The following is a 22,198-nucleotide window of genomic DNA, read 5'->3' as shown; positions in this document are numbered from 1 at the left end:
CACGCCGCTGTTCGTGATCTCGCGCACCTCCGGCTGGGCCGCGCACATCATCGAGCAACGCATCGACAACAAGATCATTCGGCCCAGTGCAAATTACACGGGGCCGGACGATCTGCCGTTCGTGCCGCTCGCGAAGCGCGCCTGAACGGACAAGTCGACTCCTGGAGCGCGGACGCGAGAGCCGCGATCCGGTTAGGCCTTGGTTCGCCATACCCGCGAGCCAAGGCTGCTTTTTATCCAATAGGGTTTGCCGCACCGCGTATGCGCCGACGCGCTAAACTTCGCGAAGAGCCCCGGGTGCGAGCCGGCGCCTCGAACACATCGAACGCAGCCGCTCTCATCATTACCGCATGTGTCCCTACGCCATGAATACCGCTTACCGCAAACCGCTGCCCGGCACCTCGCTGGATTACTTCGACACGCGCGCCGCCATCGAGGCGATCGAGCCCGGCGCCTATGACACGCTGCCCTACACGTCGCGCGTGCATGCCGAGAACCTCGTGCGCCGCTGCGATCCCGCGACGCTGACCGATTCGCTGAAGCAGATCATCGGGCGCAAGCGCGAGCTGGATTTTCCGTGGTTTCCGGCGCGCGTCGTGTGTCATGACATTCTCGGCCAGACCGCGCTCGTCGATCTCGCCGGTCTGCGCGATGCCATCGCCGATCAGGGCGGCGACCCCGCGAAGGTGAATCCCGTCGTGCCCGTGCAGCTGATCGTCGATCACTCGCTCGCTGTCGAGTGCGGCGGCTTCGACCCGGATGCATTCGCGAAGAATCGCGCGATCGAAGACCGGCGCAACGAAGACCGCTTCGACTTCATCAACTGGACCAAGAAGGCGTTCAAGAACGTCGATGTGATTCCGCCCGGCAACGGCATCATGCACCAGATCAACCTGGAGCGGATGTCGCCCGTGATTCATGCAGTGGATGGCCTCGCGTATCCCGACACGCTCGTCGGCACGGACAGCCACACGCCGCATGTGGATGCGCTCGGCGTGATCGCCGTCGGCGTCGGCGGACTGGAAGCGGAGAACGTGATGCTGGGCCGCGCATCGTGGATGCGTCTGCCCGATATCGTCGGCGTCGAACTGTCGGGCAAGCGTCAGCCCGGCATCACGGCCACCGACATCGTGCTCGCGCTCACCGAGTTTTTGCGCAAGGAAAAAGTGGTCGGCGCGTATCTGGAGTTTCGCGGTGAAGGCGCGTCGAGCCTCACGCTCGGCGACCGCGCGACGATTTCCAACATGGCGCCCGAATATGGCGCAACCGCCGCGATGTTCTTCATCGACGAGCAGACCATCGACTATCTGCGCCTCACGGGCCGCGACGACGCGCAAGTGAAGCTGGTCGAAACGTACGCGAAAACGGCGGGCCTGTGGGCCGATTCGCTGAAAAACGCCCAGTACGAGCGCGTGCTGAAGTTCGATCTGTCGACGGTCGTGCGCAACATGGCGGGGCCGTCGAATCCGCACAAGCGTCTGCCCGTTTCGGAACTCGCCGCGCGCGGCATTGCAGGCAAATGGGAAGACGTGCCCGGCCAGATGCCCGACGGCGCCGTCATCATCGCGGCTATTACGAGCTGCACGAACACCAGCAACCCGCGCAACGTGATCGCGGCAGCGCTGCTTGCCCGCAATGCGAATGCGCGCGGCCTCACGCGCAAGCCGTGGGTGAAGTCGTCGCTGGCGCCGGGATCGAAGGCGGTCGAACTTTACTTGCAGGAAGCGAACCTGTTGCCCGATCTGGAGAAGCTCGGCTTCGGCATCGTCGCGTTCGCGTGCACGACGTGTAACGGCATGTCGGGCGCACTCGATCCCACCATCCAGCAGGAGATCGTCGAGCGCGATCTGTACGCGACGGCCGTGCTGTCGGGCAACCGCAACTTCGACGGCCGCATTCATCCGTATGCGAAGCAGGCATTTCTCGCGTCGCCGCCGCTCGTCGTTGCGTACGCGATCGCGGGCACGATCCGCTTCGACATCGAACGCGATGCGCTCGGCACCGATCACGACGGCAAGCCCGTCTATCTGAAGGACATCTGGCCGAGCGACGAAGAGATCGACGCGATCGTCGCGCAAAGCGTGAAGCCCGAACAGTTCCGCAAGGTCTACGAGCCGATGTTCGCGCTGACGGCCGCGAGCGGCGAGCCGATCAGTCCGCTCTACGACTGGCGCGCGCAGAGCACGTACATTCGCCGTCCGCCGTATTGGGAAGGCGCGCTGGCGGGCGAGCGCACGTTGAAGGGTATGCGCCCGCTCGCCGTGCTCGGCGACAACATCACCACCGATCACCTGTCGCCGTCGAACGCCATTCTCGCGAACAGCGCAGCGGGCGAATACCTCGCGAAAATGGGTTTGCCCGAAGAGGATTTCAACTCGTACGCCACGCATCGCGGCGATCACCTCACCGCGCTGCGCGCAACGTTCGCGAACCCGACGCTCATCAACGAAATGGCCGTCGTCGATGGTCAGGTGAAGAAGGGCTCGCTTGCGCGCGTCGAACCGGAAGGCAAGGTCACGCGCATGTGGGAAGCGATCGAAACCTACATGGAGCGCAAGCAGCCGCTCATCATCATCGCGGGCGCGGACTATGGGCAAGGCTCGTCGCGCGACTGGGCAGCAAAGGGCGTGCGGCTCGCGGGCGTCGAAGCGATCGTGGCCGAAGGCTTCGAGCGCATTCACCGCACCAACCTGATCGGCATGGGCGTGCTGCCGCTCGAATTCAAGCCGGGCGTGAATCGCCTGACGCTCGGTATCGACGGAACCGAGAGCTTCGATGTGATCGGCGAGCGCAAGCCGCGCGCGGACCTCACGCTCGTGATCCATCGCAGGAACGGCGAGCGCGTCGAAGTGCCCGTCACGTGCCGTCTCGACACGGCCGAAGAAGTGTCGATCTACGAAGCAGGCGGCGTGCTGCAACGCTTCGCGCAGGACTTCCTGGAGTCGTCGAAGGCCGCGGCCTGAGGCGTTCGTTCACACGATAAGCAAGGGCAGCCGATGCGCCGCCCTTGCATCAACAAAGAAACTCATCGGGACACATACATGGCACACGCACCCCAGATCAGGATTCCCGCCACCTACATGCGCGGCGGCACCAGCAAAGGCGTGTTCTTCCGTCTGCAAGACCTGCCCGCAGCCGCGCAGGTGCCCGGCGCCGCGCGCGATGCCTTGCTGCTGCGCGTGATCGGCAGCCCCGATCCGTACGGCAAGCAGATCGACGGCATGGGCGGCGCGACCTCGAGCACCAGCAAGACCGTGATCGTCGCGAAGAGCACGCGGCCGGACCACGATGTCGATTACCTCTTCGGGCAAGTGTCGATCGACACCGCCTTCGTCGACTGGAGCGGCAATTGCGGCAACCTGTCGGCGGCCGTGGGACCGTTTGCGATCAGCGGCGGACTGATCGATCCCGACCGCGTGCCCGACAACGGCATCGCTATCGTGCGCATCTGGCAGGCGAACATCGGCAAGACCATCATCGCGCACGTGCCGATGACGAACGGCGCCGTGCAGGAAACCGGCGACTTCGAACTGGACGGCGTGACGTTCCCCGCCGCCGAAGTGCAGCTCGAATTCATCGACCCCGCCGCCGAGGAAGAAGGCGCGCAAGGCGCGATGTTTCCGACGGGCCAGCTCGTCGACGATCTCGACGTGCCCGGCATCGGCACGCTGAAGGCGACGATGATCAACGCAGGCATTCCGACCATCTTCGTCGACGCCGAATCGATCGGTTATAAGGGCACGGAGTTGCAGGACGCGATCAACAGCGACGACGCGGCGCTGAAGAAGTTCGAGACCATCCGCGCGCATGGCGCGTTGCGCATGGGCCTCATCAAGAACCTGGACGAGATCGCGAAACGCCAGCACACGCCGAAGGTCGCGTTTGTCGCGCGCCCTGCCGGATACACGGCGTCGAGCGGCAAACGCGTCGATGCCGGCGACGTCGATCTGCTGGTACGCGCGATGTCGATGGGCAAGCTGCATCACGCGATGATGGGCACGGCGGCCGTCGCGATCGCCACGGCAGCGGCCATTCCGGGCACGCTGGTGAATCTCGCGGCGGGTGGCGGCGAGCGCCAGGCCGTGCGGTTCGGGCATCCGTCGGGCACGTTGCGCGTCGGCGCCGAGGCCGTTCAGGCGAATGGCGAATGGGTCGTGAAGAAGGCGGTGATGAGCCGCAGCGCGCGCGTGTTGATGGAAGGATGGGTGCGGGTGCCGAAGGCTTGAGGCCGCTTCCGCATTGACCGGCCGGGTGCGCGCGCGGCCCAGCCGGCGAATTCGCTGCGGCACGCCGTTGGCGCACCGCGCGCTGAACCCTCTCATCGAGCCGTGGTCGCGCGCGTTGCTTTCGTTGGCTTGTTCGCTATGCGCTCACTTTCCCCAGCGCAGCACCAGCGGATCGAGTCTGCGCGCAATGTCGATCAGTTCGGCGCGCGTATCGGGATGCATCGGCGGCAACGGATGACGCGGACTTTCGCACGCGATCACGCCGCCCTCTTTCATCAACGCCTTCGCGGCGAGCAGGCCCGTCTGACGGTTCTCGTGATTGATCAGCGGCAGCCAGCGCTGGTAGTGCGCAAAGGCTTCGTCGCGCTTGGCCTCGCGGAACGCTTCGAGAATCGGGCGAATGCCGTCGGGATAGCCGCCGCCCGTCATCGAGCCCGTCGCGCCTGCGTTCAGATCGGCGAACAGCGTGATCGCTTCCTCGCCGTCCCACGGACCTTCGACCGCCTCGCCGCCAAGACGGATCAGCTCGCGCAGCTTCGCAGCGGCGCCCGGCGTTTCGATCTTGAAGTACGACACCTGCTCGATCTCGCGCGCCATCCGCGCAAGGAACGGCGCCGACAGCACCGTGCCGCTCGCGGGCGCGTCCTGGATCATGATAGGAATGTCGATGCCGTCCGACAGGCGCGCATAGAACTCGTAAATCTGCGTCTCCGGCACGCGGAACGTCGCGCCGTGATACGGCGGCATCACCATCACCATCGACGCGCCCTGCGCCTGCGCGCGCCGGCTGCGCTCGACGCACACGGCGCTGCTGTAGTGACTCGTCGTCACGATCACGGGCACGCGGCCCGCGACGTGCTCGAGCATCGTGCGGGTGAGCGTTTCGCGCTCGTCGTCGGACAGCGCGAACTGCTCGGAGAAGTTCGCGAGTATGCACAGGCCGTCCGAGCCCGCGTCGATCATGAAATCAACCACGCGCTTCTGGCTTTCCAGATCGAGCGCGCCCGTTTCGGTGAAGGTGGTCGGCACTACGGGAAAAATGCCGCGATATCGTGGATGGCTGTGTGCGTTCATGGTTTGCGTTGCGCCTGAATGGTGGTGATGCAGTGAATGGTCGGCAGCGCGCGTTCCCATCGTGCCGCAACGGTGCGCTGTTGCTGCTCGGCCAGCCCTTTCATGATGATTACTCGCTTCGACATTCGTCTGCTGCCCAGAATGTAGGGAAACGAGGCGCCGTTGAATAATGAAAGCTGCTGCGAGGGTGATAACCGCGCGTTATCTCGGTGGTGCCCCTGGCATCAGCCTGCATGCTCGCCGTTGTCACATTCGCCATCATGTCCCGAGCGACTGAAGAAGCCTGCCGAGATTTTGAGGCTCAACGTGGATGACTCCACCGCGCGGGCTGTCGATGTCCGCAATCAGCGCCAGCGACAAGGCCACTATCATCGGCAGGATCGTAATCAAAAGGCCTCGGCGCAGCTTTCCCTTTGCGCCGTATCCCTGCACAACGCAACCAAACAACGCGATCGCTATCATCAACGACCATGTGCCGACCGGGATGCGGTTGATCAGCGCTGCCTCGGAGTAATCCTGCGAGTTGAGCACGTCGTTCATGCCGGTGACGAGGGTAGCCGCGATGGGCGTGGGCGTGGCCTTGCCCACCTGAACCGCCATCCTCCAGAGTTCGACCTGCAACCTGGCGGTCGCACGCTCGTTCTTTGCGATCTCCTGCGGGTCTCTCGTAGCAAAGTGCGCCAGTCGCAAGCGGGTGTATTCAACCAGTGCAGTCTTCATTTGCGCACCGAGGGCAGCGTCCGCCAGGTCCGCGCGAGCGTACTCGGTGCCAATTGCATTGGCTTCGTTTTCTTCCAGATTCTTTCGCGCGTCATAGCGGCCCACGGCCATCGAAAGGCTGAATCCGATGAGCAGCGCCAGCAACGTCAGTGTCGATGTCTGAACAACGTTGAAGTCGTCTCTCTCATCGTCCGGCAGCGGTAGCGCGCGTCGAAGAATAAAGGCGCCAAATGCCACGGCACCGATAAAGAGGAGCAGGAGAACGATAAACAGAATGGACGGATGATCGACGAACGCTGCCATGCAATGCCTCGCTGACGATGAACAGGAATGCCGCTCGTAGGGTCGCCCTTTGCACGCGCTTTGCACGCCCTTCGCACGCCCTTCGCACGCCCTTCGCACGCGTTTCGCAAGTTGCTGAACGAGCGGCGGTCGAAATACCACGCGTGACTGCGCAGCAGCCCAAGCTTAGGTACTAAGCGCTCACTTGGATAGTGGACCTTGGTCCACGTCGACTGCGGCAGACGTGATCCGGGCGCGGGTGGTCGTGGAACTGACAGTCGCTTACTATTCCGTCTCCACAATAAAAACCGCCGACCCGGCGCGAACGTTTGAGACCACCCATGAATCCTGCACGGCAATTCGTCGTTCCGTTGATCGCATCGTTATTCGCTATCGGCATCGCCGCCAATACTGCACACGCCGCCGAGCCGGCCTCGGACGGCACGCCCGACGCCGAAGTCGACATCTCAAAGGGCAGCGACGGCCCGGCGGCCGATCTTCACAGCGACCTCGGCGAATTCTGTTTCTTCGCCCATCTCCCGCCCGCCAGTCAGAAATACAAGGTCATCAGGAACATCAAGATCGGCAAGGGCACGTACGGCAGCGTTCAGGACATACTTCCGAAAATGGCCGAGTACGCCCAGTTGCGAGGCGCCGACGCGATCGTCGAGTACGCGGGATCACAGCGCTTCGGCTTCTGGCCCTGGCGCATGGTCCGCCCCGTCGTCCGTGGCGTCGCAGTGCAATGGACCGATCCGAAGCCGTCCAGTTGCGAATCCATCGGCGGCACGAAGTTGAGGACGATACTGTCCACGAATCAGCCGCCCGCGCAGTAACGAAACCCGACGGAGGTGCGTCATGAGCGATCGCTGCGGCAAGCACTATCGGCAGGTTGCGATGGCGTTCATCACGTCGTCGATCGCTGCGGCCGCAGCAGTCGCGGCAATCGCAGTCCATCAGGATTCGTATGCCGCGGGCAAGCCCGCAGCCACAGCGTTGCCGCTCACGCACGTCGCCGATATCCCGTTGCCTGGCCGCGCGTCCCGGCTCGACTATGAAAGTTTCGATCCGGACCGGCATCTGCTGTTCATCGCCCATCTGGGCGACAGCGAGCTGATTGTCTTCGACACACGGACATCGCGTGTCGTCGGCCGCATCGGCAATATCGCGGCAGTGCACGGCGTGCTCGCCGTGCCCGAGCTGTCGCGCGTGTATGCGTCGGCGACGGGCACGAACGAAGTCGTGGCGATCGATGCCGCCACGCTGACAATCGCCGCGCGCATGCCTGGCGGTGTCTATCCGGACGGAATGGCCTACGCGCCCGACGCGCGCAAGCTCTACGTATCGGACGAGACAGGCGGGACCGAGACGGTCATCGACACCCAGGCCAATCGCCGCATCAACACAATCGCGCTGGGCGGCACCATCGGCAACACGCAATACGACGCGGCGTCGCACCACATCTTCGTCAACGCGCAATCGAAACGACAACTCGTCGAAATCGATCCGGCCAACGATGCGATCGTCGCCCGCATCGATCTGCCGGGCGCAAAGGGCAATCATGGTCTGTATATCGTTCCACAGCGCCACCTCGCCTTTATCGCCTGCGAAGACAACGCCAGGCTTCTGGCACTGAACCTGCTGACGAGGCAAATCGTCCAGTCGTTCGACGTCGGCGACGGCCCCGATGTGCTGGCATTCGATCCCGGTCCGGGCACGCTCTACGTCGCGGGTGAAGCGGGCATCGTGTCGACGTTCGCCGTCGGTACGTCGAGCGTGTCGAAGACGGGCGAAGGCAGCATCGGCCCTAACGCGCATGTGGTTGGCGTCGATCCGTCCACGCATCGCGTCTATTTCCCGCTGAAGAACGTCGATGGCCGTCCCGTGCTCCGCGTGATGGCGCCGCGGTGAACTGTTTCGATTGAAACGGCATGACAGGCAGCGGATACGCGCGGCTATGCCGCGTGATCCGCCAGTGCGGTGTCGATTGCGCGAACGGCATGAAGTAAGCCCAACTTGTGGCCCTCTTCGTGGAGACGCCGCAGTTCGCTGACCCATACGGGCCCCCGGGCGCCGCTTCCCACCGCGACGAGCGCCCGGGCGCGCGCCACGACGAAGGCGGAGAACGGCGACGGCTCGCGACGGGCGTATGCCTCCAGCGCGGCAGCATGCGCCGACGCTGCGTCCCACAGTCCCCGATCGAGACAGGCGTCTATCGCGTCGCGTCGAAAGAGATAGTGATTGTGGCTGACCGCTCCAGCCGCAAGCACGGCCTCTCCTTCCGCGAGCGCCCGCTCGAAGACAACGGCATCGTCGGTCGCGCGCGCAAGCGTGCCCAGATAGGCGGCGCCCAGATACGCCATGCCCGTCTCCCGGCTGATGACGAGCGCCGCCTCGATATCGTCCAGGGCTTCGCGCCGGCGATTGCCAACGCGGTGCAACTCCGCGCGAAGTCCCAGCGCCTCGCCCTCGAACCGCCGCGATTTCAGCTCGCGCGCACACTGTAGCGCCGGGCCGACGTGCTCCCACGCGCGATCCCACTGCGCGAGATCGTGCAAGCAGTGCCACGCGGCATGATGGGCGATGGCGAGCGCCCGCAGATGACCGACCTTCTGCGCCGCGGCGACGCTTGCGAGCGCCGTGTCGAGTGCCTGCTGCGTCTTGCCCGAAAACCACGCGGTGATGGCGCGCATGGGCAGGTTGGCGACTTCGATTCGTCCGAGCCCGTGCCGCTGGCAGAGTTCGATGCACCGGCTGAACGCGTCGTGCGCGCTCATCATCCGGCCGCGCAAGTACTCGCCATCGCCGATCCCGCCCAGCGCGGCCGCCTCCTGTTCGTAGTCGCGCGCCTCGCGTGCGAGCGCAAGGCTGCGCTCGTGCTCATGGACGCAACCATCGCTGTCGCCGCGCGGAAAGCAGAGATTGCCCCGCAAGAAGTGAATGCGCGCCTCGTCGCGCACGAGACCCTCGGCGGCGGCAATCGCTGCGGCGCAGTCGAGATCCGCCCACGCACCGTCGAGATCGTCGATGACCCGCTTGACGGTCGCGCGGCCGATCCACGCCTGGCAACGCTCCGGGTCCGTGCCGGCAGACGCGAGTGCTGTTTCGAACGCGCCGAGCGCCGATGACATATCGCCGACGTCATGCAGAATGTTGCCCCGCAGGCACTCGAGCGCCACGCGGTCGGCGCGCGCGGCCGCGAGTTCGAGCCCTCGCCCGACGAGCCGCAGCGCGAGGTCATAGCGATATCCCGCCGATTGCGCGCGCGCCGCGTCGCAATATGCGCGCGCCGCCTCGGCGTCGGCGGCCCGGTCGAGATGTTCGGCCCGCAGAACGGCATCGCGCGGCGCGTACCACTGTGCCGCGCGTCGATGCCACTCGCGGCGCTGGCTTTTCAGCAGCCCGTCATAGACGGCGTCGCGAATGAGTGCGTGATGGAAGATGAATCCGCTGCCCTGTGGGCGCAGCAGGCGCCCCGTCACCATCGGTTCCAGCTCGACGCGAGCGCCGTCGAGAACGTGACTGATCGCCGCCTTGTCGAAGAACTGGCCGAATACCGACGCAGCCCGCAAGACCATTTTTTCCGTCGGTTCCAGCCCATCCAGCCGCGCCTGCACGAGACTTTGCACCGAGCCCGGCACCCCCGTGTCCGCCGTCCTCTCCGCATTGCCGAGCAGTTGTTCGAGAAAAAGCGGGTTGCCCGCCGCGCGCTCGATGCAGCGAGTTGCCAGTTCGTTTGCACAGGAAAACGACTCGGCCATGCGACGCGCGTCGTCCTCGTTCAACGGACCCAGATCGAATACGGAGCACGGCGGGCTGCCCGCTCTATCCGATGGCCGGTCGAGCGAGCCGCCTTGCGGCCGCGTCGTCAGCACCAGCACGGCCGCGCAACCCGCCGCCGTCGCGCCGAGTTCGTCGAGATCCTGCAGGGTCGACGGGTCCGCCCAATGAATGTCTTCGACGACGATCAGCCGGGGTTGCACGCGGCTAGCACGTTCTACGAGCCGGTTCATGACGTCCTGGCGGCCCCGCACGCGCATCGCATTGCTCATGGCCTCGTAGACCGCGCGGTCATCGGGCGGCTGCGGCACGTCGATCAGATCGTTGAGGAACAGCGTGTCGTCAGCGTCGGCCAGGCCGTCGGCGATGGCTCGCGCCACGGCCGTGGCGTAGGCGTGCGCGTTGCCCGTATCGTCGATTGCGAGGAGACCGCGCACAAGCGAGCGGATCGCATCCCGACCCGCTCTCGAACCGAAGTCGAGCACAAGCGCGTCATGACAGGCGAATCCCATCGCGCTTGCCTCGCGCTGGATCTCTTCGACAAGACGCGTCTTGCCGATACCGGGCTCGCCCCGGATATGGACGACATGGCCCTTTTCCGTCTCGCGGCACGACGCGAGTATGGCCACGCAGCGGCGCAGTTCGTCGCCACGCCCGACGATGGGACGACTCGCGCACGCACGTCGAAGCCCCGTCAGACGCCACACCGAAACGGGCTCGTCGAAGCCTTTCAACGCAAGCGCTCCGCAGGCCACGCAGGCGACGCGATCCGCAAGCGAGCGCCACGCGGATTCCGGCATCAATATCTCGCCTGGCCCGGCGGCATCGGTCAGACGCGATGCCAGTTGACCGTCTCGCCCGTGACCGTGTATTGCCTGTGCGCCGCGCTGCCGGCGCCGCTTGCCATGACCTGCCCGACCGCAATGCCGATGTGAACGGAAAGCGGACGGGCGAGCGTTCGCGACAGATCCGGTATGGCATCGACGATCGCCAGCGCCGCCCGCGCCGCGCGCTCCAGATCGTTTCCATGCGAACGCGGCGCGCCGAACACGCCCATCACGCAGTCGCCCACATGCTTGTCGATGTATCCGCCGTGCCGCGTCACGATGTCGTCGAGCTGCCCGAAGTAACCATCGAGTACGGCAACCAGTTCCTCGGGATCGAGTTGCCGGCTCAGGTCCGTGAATCCGCACAGGTCCGCGAACAGCACGGTGACCTGTCTGCGCTCATCGGTCGGCGTGGCGACGGCGCGTGCTGCCGGCTTGCCGGTCCACGCCTGCGGTGCAGACGGCGCAGGCAACGCATCGGCGCAGGGAGCCATCCGCGCGATCGCCGCGAGCATCCGCTTGCGATGCCCCAGCGAGCCCACGCCGAGTTCCTTCAGATCCGCGTCGGTCAGCTCACGCAGCATGGCCGCGTCGATGTCGTTGTCGGCAAATGCCTGCGCGTATCGTTCGAGTCCTAACGCGCGCAGCCACAGTTCGATATCCATCGTCATCGCCGGAATCGGTTGTGCGTTGAGCGCTTAACAAATACGACGACGCCCGTTCTTATGAGTGTAGGTGTTGCGCGCCGCCAGATGTCCGCCGCCGCGCAGGTGCAGGCAGTTTGACAGGCGCGGAAATCGCGGTGGATACTGGGTCGCGCGGTGGCCCGCCCGGATCGGGCGCCGCGTTCCGGGAGAGCGCCTTGAAGCCAGGTGCCACAGATTCCGCGGCCGAGTCTGCACTCAAAAGCGCCGCTTCGCCGCGCGTCGCCGGCCTGCTCGGCGACCTGACGGGCGGCGCCGTCTCGTCGCTGATGATGCTCTGCTACGCGATGAGTCTCGGCACGCTGATCTTCAGCGCGGACCTCGCGCACTACGCCGAACTCGGCGTGCCTACCGCGCTCGTCAGTTGCATTGTCACGGCCCTCGTGATCGCGCTGACCAGTTCGATGCGCGTGAATATCGCCGGGCCGGACAGCAACGCCACGGCCTTTCTCGCGGGCGTCGCGGCGGGCGTGGCGAGCAGCGTGCGCGCCGACGGCGGCTCGCCGCAAACCATTCTTCTGACGGTACTGCTCTCGATTGCGTTGTGTTCCGTCGTGACGGGCATCGTGCTGTTTGCGATCGGCTCGTCCAAACGCAGCCGCTCGCTGCAGTTTCTGCCCTATCCCGTCGTCGGCGGATTTCTCGCGGGCACCGGCTATCTGCTGCTGGCGGGTGCGTTCCGGGTGGCAACGGGCGAGTCGCCGGTGTGGGGCAACCTCGGCTTGCTCACGCATCTGCATTGGCTGGCATGGACGCCCGCGCTCTTCATCGGCGTGCTGACGACCGTTCTCACGCGCGAGCGGCACCACATTGCGGCACTGCCCCTCGTGCTCGTGTGCGGGATCGGCGTGTTCTATCTGCTACTGCCTCTGTCCGGTCTGACGATCGACGATGCGCGCAACATGGGCTTGCTGCTGCCGCATGTGAAGCTGCATTTCTTTCCCGATCTGCATGTGCCTGTGCCGCCGGGCAGCAGCGCGATCGACTGGTCCGCGATTGGCGCGCATTTGCCGGAAACGCTTGTCGTGACGTCCGCGTCGGCGATCACGATCCTGATGAACGCCACGGCCATCGGCGCGGCGACGGGCGAAGACATCGACCTGAACCGCGAAATGCGCGCCGCCGGTCTCGCCAACATCGCGAGCGGATTGCTGGGCGGCATGGTCGGCTATCAGTCGTACAACCGCTCGATGCTGAACGCGCGCGCCGGCGCGACGAGCCGGATGGCGGGCCTGTTCGCCGCATTGGCGTGTCTCGTCGCGCTGGCGGCATCGCCCGATCTGGTGGCGCTTTTTCCCGTGCCCGTGCTGGTCGGCCTGCAGCTTTTCATGGGGCTGCGGCTATTGCTGCAATGGCTGGTCGGTGCGTATGCGCGGCTCAACTGGTACGAGTATCTGCTCGTGCCCGGCATTTTCGCCGTGGTCGTGTTCTATGGCGTCGTCGCGGGTGTGGTTGCAGGGGTGATCGCCGCATGCGTGATGTTCGCGCTCCTGTATGGGCGCGTCAGTTGCGTGCGTATGGAGTTCGATGCGACCACGCGCACGTCGACGGTCGAACGCAGCTTCGAAGATGCCGCGCGTTTGCGCGAACTTGGCACGCAGCTATTCGGCGTCTGCCTGCAGGGCTTTCTGTTTTTCGGCACCGCGAATTCGATCCTGCAACGCGTGCGGGAACGGCTGCGCGCCACGGGCGCCGCGCCCGTACGCTATGTCGTGCTCGACTTCGCGTCGACCAACGGCATGGATGCGTCGGTATCGGTCGCGTTTGTGAAGCTGCGGCAACTGTGCGCGTCGGCGGGCGCCGATCTCGTGCTCACCGCGCTGCCCGTGCGCTCGCGCAGTCTGCTCGAGAGGACGGGCACGCTGAACTTGCGCATCCACGAATTCGGCACGCTCGACGCAGGTCTCGAATGGATCGAGGATCGGCTGCTCGAAGCCGATGGCCACGCTCATCGCTCGGACGAACCGGATTTCCGCGCGACGCTCTCGCCGCATTTCACGCCGTTCGCGCTGGAGAGATTGTGCGCGTGCCTCGACGTGCGCGATCTCGATGCGGGGCAGCCGTTGTTCTCGCGCGGCGAGCCGGGCGACGCGATCTATATCGTCGAGCGGGGACGCGTCGCGGTTTCACTGCCGCTGCCCGACGGCCGGCTCGTACGGCTGCGGTCGTTCGGCCCCGGCACGGTGGTCGGTGAAATGGCCGTCTACACGCAAACCACTCGCAGCGCCGATGTGATCGCCGAGGCGCCGACGCGGGTTCATCGTTTGTCGGTGCCGACGCTGCTCGCACTCGAACGCGACGATCCCGTGACCGCGCAGCAGTTTCACCGCTTTCTGATCAAGACCATCGCGTCGCGGCTTCTTGTCGCCGACGAGGCGCTGCGCGCCGCTTATTGATCGCGCCGTTCTGACGGTGTTTGCGCCCGGCTTCGCACTTGTTCCCACAGATCGAATCGAGTCTAATTGCTAACCAGAACGATTGGGTTGGCGCACAGGCAATCCCGTCGTAACTCATGGGAATGAATCACGGGAGACTCCGGGAGCCTGATTGAATGGACGCGTTCTCCGATCTGAACCTCTTCGCGCTGGTCGCGCGGCATCGCAATCTGGCGGCGGCCGCGCGTGAACTCGGCGTGACGCCGCCTGCCGTCAGCAAGCGGCTCGCGCAACTGGAACGGCGCCTCGGCGTGCGGCTGATGAACCGCACGACAAGACGGCTGAGTCTCACGCCCGAAGGCGAGCTGTATCTGTCGAACGGATCACGCATTCTCGACGAGCTGTCCGAACTCGAACAACTCGTCACGAGCGGCCGCGGCGAGCCGACGGGTCTTTTGCGCGTGAACGCATCGTTCGGATTCGGGCGCGCGCGCATTGCACCGGCGATATCGGAATTCGTCGCGCGGTATCCGGCCATGAAGATCCAGCTGCATCTCACGGACCGCCCGGTCGGCCTGAAGGACGAAGGCTTCGATCTGTGCATCCGCTTCGGCGAGGTGCCCGATGCGCGCGTGAATGCGCGTCTGCTGCTGAAAAACCGGCGGATCGTGTGTGCCGCGCCCGACTATCTGGAGCGGCACGGACGGCCATCCGTGCCGCACGATCTCGCGCATCACGCGTGCATCGTGCTGCGTGAAAACGAATCGGCCTATGGCACATGGCATTTCTCGCGCGGCAAACGCACGGAGACCGTCAAGGTGGACGGCGCGCTCTCGAGCAATGACGGCGGCGTCGTGCTGCAATGGGCGCTCGAAGGACGCGGCATTGTCGTGCGCTCCCAGTGGGAGATCGCCGGTCATCTCGCGCGCGGCGCGCTCGTGTCTTTGCTCGACGACTGGAGCTTGCCGGACGCAAACATTCACGCGATCTATCTGGAACGCAACCAGCTTTCCGCGAAACTCAGGACGTTCATGGACTTCCTCGGCGAATGGTTGCGAGCATCGGACAAGCAGCAAGACAAGCCGCAAGTCCGACGCACCTGATCCAGAACGCGGGCATGGCAACACGCCGTGTTCGGGCATCGCCGGACCCATCACATACCTTGGTATAACCCGCCACAACCAGTGCATGACGTCTCTACCCGTATGTGCAATAGCGACGGCAGACGGGCAGACCTATGCTGGATTCAACGGTGCAACTGGCGCGTTTCGCCTCCAGGCTCACCGCGCCACGGTACCCGGGAGACTCTCATGTCCGCCTCGCTCCATCACTGGATTTTTGTCGGCGCAAACGCCTACCTCGAATACACGTACGTGCCGTGGCTGGACCGGAACGTGTATCGGCGCACGGTGGACCTGAACCAGATTTGCCTGCTCTAGTTCATGAGCGGCGCAGGCAGCGCGCAGCGGATATCGTGAAGCTGCGTTCGCGTCGCACGCGCGCGGCCCGCGCGCAGACTCAATGATTCTCTTCAGTTTCCGCCCGACCGCGCTGCCGGATCGGCCCCGCGCCCGTCGCGTCGACGTTGCGTGCTCCTGTCCGGCACCTCACGATGCGCGCACGACGAGATAAGCAAGATGTCGAGGCGCGCCCTTTGCGCCCTGACCGTTGACCCGCGCCGGCACCTTGAAACGCACGCTCAGCGTCTGATCGCTCCACTTCAGCACCGCATCGGATGCAGGCGACACGGTACCCGACAGCGCGTCGATGAACTGCACGCTCGCGCGTCCCGATGAAGGCGCAGCGACGCCGTCGATATCGACCGTTCGCCAGCCGGGCGGCGCGCTCACCTGCATCACAATCGACTTGTCCGAGTACAACGCGCTGCCCGTCACATCGTCGCCCAACTGCAGTTTCTGCGGAAGACGCGACAGCACGCCGCCGACGGTCTGGTTCAGCACGATCAGACTTCGGCCCGACGCGTTGTACGTTCGCTCGGGCGGTCCCCGATGCGTCAATCTGAATGGCTCGACGCCATCCCAGTGATAGACCATCGATACATACTTGTTCGGATCATCCCAGTTGCGATCGAGCGCCCACACGGCGAACTGGAAGAAATAGCTCGGCAGATAATGATTGTCGATCATGAAGCGGTCGCCGATCTCCGTCTGCCACAGACCGCGCGCTGGGCCGTTCTTCACGTAGCGATCGTAGAGATAGTCGAAGTCCTTGACCCAAAGATAGTGCGTGTCCAGATAGTCCACGCAGTCGAGCATCCGCTGGTTGTATTTCGGGCTGCGATACTCGAGCCATTCGCTGAAGGTCTGGAGTCCGCCCTGATCCGGCCAGCCGCCATAGACCACATAGGCGTCATGGCTGCGAATGATCCGCGCCGCCGGAATGTGGATCTTCTCCACGTAGTCCTGCATCGCCCGTTCGTACGGCGCGTGGTCCGGGTCGGCGATATCGGGGCGCGTCGCGCCGTGCCAGAAGGTGGCCTGCGGCGAGCCGCCCGACAGCTTCCCCGCCGCCTCGTTCCATATCTGAAAGTAGCGCACGTTGTAGGGCGGCGCGCGATATTTCGTCACGACAGCATCGACGTAACGCTCCCATGCATGGACATCGACGGGCGCCGATTTGCTGTCGCCCGGCACGCTCGCATTCCATACGGGCGTGTAGCCGAGAAACAGCAACGAGTGAATGCCGTTGCGGTTGTTGTGCAAGATGATGGGGGGCAAATCGACATCGCTGGCATTGCCCGTCTTGTCGACACGCACGGCATCTGATGCTCCATGCGGCTGCCCAGGCCCCACCGCGCCTCGCGCCCAGGTGATGCCCATCCTCTTCCACATCGCCGTGTCGCTGTCGGAACCGGCCCAGCCGTTCGCACCGATCATGTTGGTCATGCGCGGCCCCGCTTGTGTCGACGAAGCGGCTTGCGCCAAAGGCGATGCGAGCGACGACCACAGCGGTCCTAACGATGTCCAACCTAGCAAGGCCAGGTTTCGAAGCGTGCGTCGTTTCGCATGATTGGTCCTTTCGCGCATAAGCGGTTTACTCTCCGGGCGGGACAAGCGGTTGACGGGAACGGCCATAACGCATCCGAGGATAGCCCGGCCCCAATTGAACCGATTTACGGGCGTCACAAAATGCGGTGTTAATGGCGTAAATCGCTGAATCGTCCTGTTTATTCGACCGATAAAAAATGAAAGACTGGTCTCGAAATGAAACGGATGTAACAGAGTTATACGAAATAAGCGAAATAACGTTACATGCGCGTTACGTCCTTGTTTATTCTGATTTTTCGGAAATTGCCAGCCTGATTCCCGCAACGCGTTGGTGGGCGGCCATTTGAGCCGGATTGGCGCGGTCTTTTCCGCCAGATGGCTGGCCGCTGAAAACGAAAAGATTGCCGGGGTCGAAGCGCGAAATATTCATTCAGAAATGCCGATCGAGTAATAATTTCACGCACCCCGCCAATTACGCCACTTCTCTAGCCATATACCGACAGCCCTGGCCGATCTTTACGCTCTGCGCTACTCTCTTTCGCGAGCAGGATGATTACTTGGTTAGGATCGCTGATGATGAACTCATGCATTCAATCGGTCGCGTCAATCGTCCACGAATCGAAAGAGAACACCAGGTTTCGAAAACACGTTGGTCTCGTTATCTCGCAGGAATGCTCGATGGCAACGGTGGGCGTCGTCGCAGACGCGTTTCGGCTCGCCAATGAATGGGTGCAGGAAGAAAACGAGTCCACGTGTTATGAGCTGTCGCTGCTGTCGTCGAGTGGAGGAACGGTCGAGGTTTCGTTCAACCTGTCGATCGGCACGAAAAAGCTGGACCACTTCGGCCTCGCCGATTTTCATGCGCTCTTTGTCGCGTGTCCGGATGACCGGCAACGCGGCGCGTATCGTGCGTTCGTGTCCTGGCTCTCGCGCCAGCGCAGCCTGACCTCGATCACGTTGACGGAGACGCCCGCGTTGACGGTCGCGTCGTCATGGCCGCCCATTCCCGTGCTGGTGTTCGAAGAGCGTCTCGACGGACGGGAAGCGAGCCGCGCGGCGCCCATCGACATGGTGCTCGCGCTGATCGAACGCGACCTCGGGCACGAAGCGGCCCGCAGAGTGACGCGCACGCTGAGCCCGCCGGTGATCGAGCACGCGCGTGCCGAAGTGGGCGATCTCGGGCTCACGACCAAACAGAAGGTGTGTGAATCGGCGCGCTGGATCAGGGACAACTACAGCGGGCCGATCTCCGTGGCGCACGCCGCCGAATACGCGGCAATGAGCAAGCGCAATTACCAGCGCCGCTTCAAGGCCGAGTTCGGCATCACGCCGCTCGAATATCTGCTCAGAACGCGCTTCGCCGCTGTGTGTGCGATGCTGGAGGACACCGAATTGCCGATCGACAAGATCGCGCGATGGTGCGGGATGGGAGACGGCAACCGGCTGGGGCGCATTTTCAAGGAGCGATACGGCGTCTCGCCGACGCAGTATCGCGCGCGCAAGCACATCGCCAACGGGGAAGCGGCGGCTGCCGCAGAGCGAAGGGAGCGCGGCGCGTCGATGAGCGAGTCGCGGGCCGACGCCGCCGCAATGCGCGGCGGCTCGTGACCGGGCGGCACAACAAAACGGCCTTCCCTGCCGAAGCAACGGAAGGCCGCGTCGATGACGACACTACACTACGTCACGCCCCGAATCGCCTAGCGATCAGGTGTCCGGATTGCCCGACGTAAAGCCCGCGAAGGCGCCATACGGCGGATTCAGTTGCACGCCGTTAGTCATAATGCCGAACGTGTTGTTGCCGCTATCGAGCACGTAGTACATGACCGCCTGGATGTTGTGCGTCTTGCGCGCCTGATAGAACGAAGCCAGTTGCGACGTGATGTAGCTCGCGCGATAGGTCTGCGACTGCTCGGGGCCCGTGTTCCATTCGGTGATGAAGAACGGTACGCCGTAACGCGCCTTGCAATACGTCGGCAGGTCGATGCCGGGGCCGGCGCCGTCCGTGCCGATGTTGAAGATGTTGCCGTACACCTCGTAGTTGTGCCACGTCGTGATGTCCCAGCGCACCTTCGGATGACCGCCGCTGCCATCGGGCTGCATGCCGTCCCACAAGGCGTCCGATGCGCCGACGTCCGCCACGCAGAAGTTGATGCCGCACTTCGCGGAAGGCTGCACCGACTTGACGCCGTCGATCATGCCGCGCATCGCGCCGCGCATCACCGGCCAGTTCGCATTGTTGAAGTCGAGCGCCTTCGTGCCTGCATTGGTCGAATCGATGATGATCGCGTTGTCGCGCGTCAGTTCGTTGCCGCATTCATAGAGCGACACGCCATAGGGCCTGAGCGCGCTGGCCACCGTCGAGGCCGTCGAATACGCTGCGCTGTAGGCAGCCGACTCGCCCGCGAGCAGTTTGCCGCTGCTGTCGTAGAGCCCCTGGTTGATGAGCACGAGCAGCGTCATGCCCGCCGACTGGAACGCCGCCGCCAGCTTGACCACGGCATTGATCTGGTTCGGGTCCGCCGTGCAGCCGACGCGGTAGCTCGAACATCCCAGTCCCTTCAGAATCGCAATGATCTGCGCGGGCGAATAGGTGTAGTCGAAGTGGCCGTTCATGCCGAAGAAGCTGCCCGCCGTCGATGCCACGGCAATGCGCGGATCGGAACAGGCCAGCCATTGCGCGGCGACTTCGGCGTTCGCGTAGAACTGCCCGCTCGTATTGCGGCAATAGATCTTGCCGCCGTACCATAGCACGAGATTCACGGCGTAATTGTTGCCCACGACGACGCCGTTCTTGTAGATGACACCGTTGACGAGCGTCCACACCGCGCCCGTTTTGTCGATGATGTTCGAAGCCGACGGAATGGTCGTGCCGTCCGGCGAGGTCGTGCCGTTGCGCGGGTCGCTGCACGACTGCCACGCCGTGCCCGTCCATTGATACCACTGGTTGCTGGTGTTCTCGACGTAGATGTTGCCGTTGAAGCACATGGCGAGAATCACGCCGTAGTTGTTCCCCGCCTTCACGCCGTTGCGGTACACAGAGCCGCCCGACAGCGTCCAGGTCGCGCCCGACCCGTCGACCAGCGAACTCGCCGGCGGCATCGCTGTGCCGTTGGTCGAAGCGGCCTTCGCCAGTGCCGTTGCGTTCAGCGCTGCGGCGCCCGGCGTGCTGCTGCCGCCTTCCGATCCACCCCCGCCGCAGGCGCTCAGTACAACACTCCCGCCTAGCGCCGTCAGGGCGCCAATGAATTGACGTCGTTTTAACATGCGAATTCTTCCACCACCGGGAAAATCCCGAAAAAAGTTTAAAAAATGTGGTTTTGGTTTTTCGAACGAACAGAGGCGAATTACACCGACCAACACTCTTGATTCGCACTGCTTATCGACGAATAATCTTTTTCGCCCTGCAGCTATTCACTGAAAATATTGTCCAAACCGTTAATGTGCCGCTTGATTGAATTTCAATTTCAACAGACGTGCAGAGGCCAGCAGTACGGGCGAGCCAAATCGCACGTCACAGAGAATCAATCAACAGTGGAAACAACTGAACCCCGTGCCGATACTGATGGCACGTCTTCCGGCAGGCGCGGTGCAAACGTTTTCCCGAGCAGATCCGCCTGTTTCCGGATCATTCGGCAATTAATTCCCGTTCCTCGCCGCGACATGGGTAAATCCTACGCGGAACCGACGCGCGTTCATAGACTTAATAGCTTTTTTTCGCCAAAAAGTAGAAATCTTTCTGATATTTCAGAGAGGTGGCAAAAATTCTGCTTTCATGTGATGATCAGAGGATTAGCTGCCCCGTATATATTTTCTTCTGACCCTGGCGATGCAAGGTCATAATTTCCGGTCAATAAGTAAGTGGCAGTAAAAGTCGCCGGCCGGAATCGGTAAAAATGAATTCAGGTCGAATTTCATTTACCGAATGACGTGTTCGAAAAGGATCAGACGTCACTCCGCAATTCGCGACGAAGCCTCATCATTTGACGCCGCACTCCACAGAATCGGCCAGAAATGCCGGATGCGCCCGCGCACTTGGCGCGTTTCAGTCCGACGCCGGGCGCGAGACATTTTAATTGCGTGCTAAGCTGATTTTTTAGAAGTAATCGGCGCGCGCGTGAATGCTCCATTTAACCGTCGCGAATATCAAAATGCGGACGGTTTGAAACAGGTCAATGCGCCATGGCCTTGGTCGTGAAGACGTCTGGCTCAATGGAGATATACCGATGGCTCATATTCCCGAAAAATCGACAGGCGCAAAGCGGGTAAAAAAACCGCGCTTATTGATGTGTCCATTTACCAATCCGACCAACCGCTATATAGAAATACAGAAAGATCTGTACCGGTCGATCGGATATGACGTGCAGCCGCTGTCGATCAAAGGCTTACTCAAAGGCGGATTCGTCCATTTATTCGATCCGGATAACGTTCTCGTTTTTCACTGGCTCGAATATCGGCCGTTCAAACGGGCGAAAGGCACGGCGCGCTTGAGCCCGGTCGGCTCGGCGCTGTTCGCGCTCTATTGCTCGTTGATGATGATCGGCCGCGCGAAGGTCGTGTACTTCGTGCACGATCATAATGTCCACGACACGGAGGGGTTCAACCGGCGCCTGTCGGCGCGTGTTATGGCGCTGGTGCGCCGGCTGGCGGACTGCCGCATCGTTCATGCACCCGATTTCCAGACCGAATACGGCGCGCAATATCTGCCGCATCCGCTCTATTGGGATTCGCCCGGCCAGCCCGCGACCAAGCCCAGGCCCGAGCGCGCGCAGCCGCTTTATTCCATGCTCGGCGTGATACGCCCATACAAGCAGATCGACGCGGTGCTCGATGTGTGGCCGGACGATAGCAAGCTGACCATCGCGGGCCATGCGACTGACGCGTACCTCGCCACGCTCAACGGCATTATCGAAAAGCGCGCGCTGGGCCATACGGTGCGCGTCGACGCGAAGTTCCTGTCCGATGCCGAGTTCGCGCAGCGCATCGCCGACACCGACGTGCTGATCCTTCCCCACGCCGCCGACTCGATGCTCGTTAGCGGTGCGTTCTTCGAGGCCATCGGACGCGTGCCGCTACTGATCGCGCGCTCGACGCCATTCATGACGTGGGCGGCCAGGAAGTTCGACAATGTCGTGCTGTTTGTCGACGTCAGCGAGTTGCCGGAAATCGTTCGTTCGATCAACGCGTCGTGGCCCGCGGTCGCCA

At 63.3% G+C, this 22,198-nt stretch carries 17 protein-coding genes; 10 read left to right on the top strand and 7 right to left on the bottom strand.

Going from position 1 to position 22,198, the window contains the following annotated elements; genetic code table 11:
• From H3V53_RS43865 to prpF, 3 genes are all read left to right on the top strand, one after another.
• On the top strand, nucleotides 1-145 hold a 145-nt coding region (locus tag H3V53_RS43865), incomplete at its 5' end, for a citrate/2-methylcitrate synthase (protein WP_419539684.1).
• A gap of 220 nt (nucleotides 146-365) precedes the next feature.
• Nucleotides 366-2,963, top strand: a complete 2,598-nt coding sequence (gene acnD, locus H3V53_RS36970; protein ID WP_336602059.1) for a Fe/S-dependent 2-methylisocitrate dehydratase AcnD — start codon at nucleotides 366-368, stop codon at nucleotides 2,961-2,963.
• Between the two features lie 78 nt (nucleotides 2,964-3,041).
• Nucleotides 3,042-4,226: a 2-methylaconitate cis-trans isomerase PrpF gene (prpF, locus tag H3V53_RS36965; RefSeq protein ID WP_336602058.1), complete on the top strand. Its 1,185-nt coding sequence runs from the start codon at nucleotides 3,042-3,044 to the stop codon at nucleotides 4,224-4,226.
• Nucleotides 4,227-4,370: 144 nt separating this feature from the next.
• Here the strand turns inward: prpF and H3V53_RS36960 are convergent, their stop codons facing one another.
• Complete coding sequence (locus H3V53_RS36960) at nucleotides 4,371-5,300, bottom strand: dihydrodipicolinate synthase family protein (protein WP_336602057.1); 930 nt, start codon at nucleotides 5,298-5,300, stop codon at nucleotides 4,371-4,373.
• 258 nt (nucleotides 5,301-5,558) lie between these two features.
• Nucleotides 5,559-6,323, bottom strand: coding sequence for a bestrophin-like domain (locus H3V53_RS36955; protein WP_336602056.1), 765 nt, complete (start codon nucleotides 6,321-6,323; stop codon nucleotides 5,559-5,561).
• A gap of 320 nt (nucleotides 6,324-6,643) precedes the next feature.
• On the opposite strand from H3V53_RS36955, the gene H3V53_RS36950 reads away from it, so the two are divergent.
• Nucleotides 6,644-7,138, top strand: coding sequence for a hypothetical protein (locus tag H3V53_RS36950; RefSeq protein ID WP_336602055.1), 495 nt, complete (start codon nucleotides 6,644-6,646; stop codon nucleotides 7,136-7,138).
• A 22-nt stretch (nucleotides 7,139-7,160) separates the two neighbouring features.
• Entirely contained in the window at nucleotides 7,161-8,213 is a 1,053-nt protein-coding gene (locus H3V53_RS36945) for a YncE family protein (RefSeq protein WP_336602054.1), read from the top strand.
• A 44-nt stretch (nucleotides 8,214-8,257) separates the two neighbouring features.
• On the opposite strand, the gene H3V53_RS36940 is transcribed toward H3V53_RS36945, so the two are convergent.
• Nucleotides 8,258-10,882: an ATP-binding protein gene (locus tag H3V53_RS36940; protein WP_336602053.1), complete on the bottom strand. Its 2,625-nt coding sequence runs from the start codon at nucleotides 10,880-10,882 to the stop codon at nucleotides 8,258-8,260.
• A 29-nt stretch (nucleotides 10,883-10,911) separates the two neighbouring features.
• Nucleotides 10,912-11,574, bottom strand: coding sequence for an adenylate/guanylate cyclase domain-containing protein (locus tag H3V53_RS36935; RefSeq protein ID WP_336602052.1), 663 nt, complete (start codon nucleotides 11,572-11,574; stop codon nucleotides 10,912-10,914).
• A 197-nt stretch (nucleotides 11,575-11,771) separates the two neighbouring features.
• On the opposite strand from H3V53_RS36935, the gene H3V53_RS36930 reads away from it, so the two are divergent.
• From H3V53_RS36930 to H3V53_RS36920, 3 genes are all read left to right on the top strand, one after another.
• The gene (locus tag H3V53_RS36930) at nucleotides 11,772-14,009 is read left to right on the top strand and encodes a SulP family inorganic anion transporter (RefSeq protein ID WP_336602051.1); all 2,238 of its coding nucleotides are present in this window, start codon (nucleotides 11,772-11,774) and stop codon (nucleotides 14,007-14,009) included.
• A 155-nt stretch (nucleotides 14,010-14,164) separates the two neighbouring features.
• Nucleotides 14,165-15,091: a LysR family transcriptional regulator gene (locus H3V53_RS36925; protein WP_336602050.1), complete on the top strand. Its 927-nt coding sequence runs from the start codon at nucleotides 14,165-14,167 to the stop codon at nucleotides 15,089-15,091.
• 207 nt (nucleotides 15,092-15,298) lie between these two features.
• Nucleotides 15,299-15,427, top strand: coding sequence for a hypothetical protein (locus H3V53_RS36920; protein ID WP_336602049.1), 129 nt, complete (start codon nucleotides 15,299-15,301; stop codon nucleotides 15,425-15,427).
• A 168-nt stretch (nucleotides 15,428-15,595) separates the two neighbouring features.
• Here H3V53_RS36920 and H3V53_RS36915 read toward each other — a convergent pair whose 3' ends face one another.
• Together H3V53_RS36915 and H3V53_RS36910 are read right to left on the bottom strand one after the other, a co-directional pair.
• Complete coding sequence (locus H3V53_RS36915; RefSeq protein ID WP_419539682.1) at nucleotides 15,596-17,035, bottom strand: hypothetical protein; 1,440 nt, start codon at nucleotides 17,033-17,035, stop codon at nucleotides 15,596-15,598.
• Nucleotides 17,036-17,279: 244 nt separating this feature from the next.
• Entirely contained in the window at nucleotides 17,280-17,426 is a 147-nt protein-coding gene (locus tag H3V53_RS36910; protein ID WP_336602047.1) for a hypothetical protein, read from the bottom strand.
• Nucleotides 17,427-17,674: 248 nt separating this feature from the next.
• On the opposite strand from H3V53_RS36910, the gene H3V53_RS36905 reads away from it, so the two are divergent.
• Nucleotides 17,675-18,604 (top strand): GlxA family transcriptional regulator, encoded by a 930-nt coding sequence (locus tag H3V53_RS36905; RefSeq protein ID WP_336602046.1) that lies wholly within the window; start codon nucleotides 17,675-17,677, stop codon nucleotides 18,602-18,604.
• Between the two features lie 96 nt (nucleotides 18,605-18,700).
• Here the strand turns inward: H3V53_RS36905 and H3V53_RS36900 are convergent, their stop codons facing one another.
• Nucleotides 18,701-20,260 (bottom strand): hypothetical protein, encoded by a 1,560-nt coding sequence (locus tag H3V53_RS36900; protein WP_336602045.1) that lies wholly within the window; start codon nucleotides 20,258-20,260, stop codon nucleotides 18,701-18,703.
• Nucleotides 20,261-21,219: 959 nt separating this feature from the next.
• Between H3V53_RS36900 and H3V53_RS36895 the strand changes: the two genes are divergently transcribed.
• Nucleotides 21,220-22,198, top strand: a 979-nt coding sequence (locus tag H3V53_RS36895) for a glycosyltransferase family protein (protein ID WP_336602044.1), incomplete at its 3' end; no start/stop codon positions are given.

It is taken from the genome of Paraburkholderia bengalensis (genome assembly GCF_037126505.1).
Classification (GTDB): domain Bacteria; phylum Pseudomonadota; class Gammaproteobacteria; order Burkholderiales; family Burkholderiaceae; genus Paraburkholderia; species Paraburkholderia bengalensis.
Note: the sequence above shows the minus strand (reverse complement) of the source record. Positions and strands in the feature narration are given on the sequence as shown.

Coding starts and splice junctions, on each gene's coding strand:
- H3V53_RS36940 (WP_336602053.1), bottom strand. CDS start 10,882: ATGCCGGAATCCGCGTGGCGCTCGCTTGCGGATCGCGTCGCCTGCGTG.
- H3V53_RS36900 (WP_336602045.1), bottom strand. CDS start 20,260: ATGTTAAAACGACGTCAATTCATTGGCGCCCTGACGGCGCTAGGCGGG.
- H3V53_RS36905 (WP_336602046.1), top strand. CDS start 17,675: ATGGCAACGGTGGGCGTCGTCGCAGACGCGTTTCGGCTCGCCAATGAA.
- H3V53_RS36950 (WP_336602055.1), top strand. CDS start 6,644: ATGAATCCTGCACGGCAATTCGTCGTTCCGTTGATCGCATCGTTATTC.
- H3V53_RS36935 (WP_336602052.1), bottom strand. CDS start 11,574: ATGGATATCGAACTGTGGCTGCGCGCGTTAGGACTCGAACGATACGCG.
- H3V53_RS36920 (WP_336602049.1), top strand. CDS start 15,299: ATGTCCGCCTCGCTCCATCACTGGATTTTTGTCGGCGCAAACGCCTAC.
- H3V53_RS36955 (WP_336602056.1), bottom strand. CDS start 6,323: ATGGCAGCGTTCGTCGATCATCCGTCCATTCTGTTTATCGTTCTCCTG.
- prpF (WP_336602058.1), top strand. CDS start 3,042: ATGGCACACGCACCCCAGATCAGGATTCCCGCCACCTACATGCGCGGC.
- acnD (WP_336602059.1), top strand. CDS start 366: ATGAATACCGCTTACCGCAAACCGCTGCCCGGCACCTCGCTGGATTAC.
- H3V53_RS36915 (WP_419539682.1), bottom strand. CDS start 17,035: ATGCGCGAAAGGACCAATCATGCGAAACGACGCACGCTTCGAAACCTG.
- H3V53_RS36925 (WP_336602050.1), top strand. CDS start 14,165: ATGGACGCGTTCTCCGATCTGAACCTCTTCGCGCTGGTCGCGCGGCAT.
- H3V53_RS36945 (WP_336602054.1), top strand. CDS start 7,161: ATGAGCGATCGCTGCGGCAAGCACTATCGGCAGGTTGCGATGGCGTTC.
- H3V53_RS36960 (WP_336602057.1), bottom strand. CDS start 5,300: ATGAACGCACACAGCCATCCACGATATCGCGGCATTTTTCCCGTAGTG.
- H3V53_RS36910 (WP_336602047.1), bottom strand. CDS start 17,426: ATGAATATTTCGCGCTTCGACCCCGGCAATCTTTTCGTTTTCAGCGGC.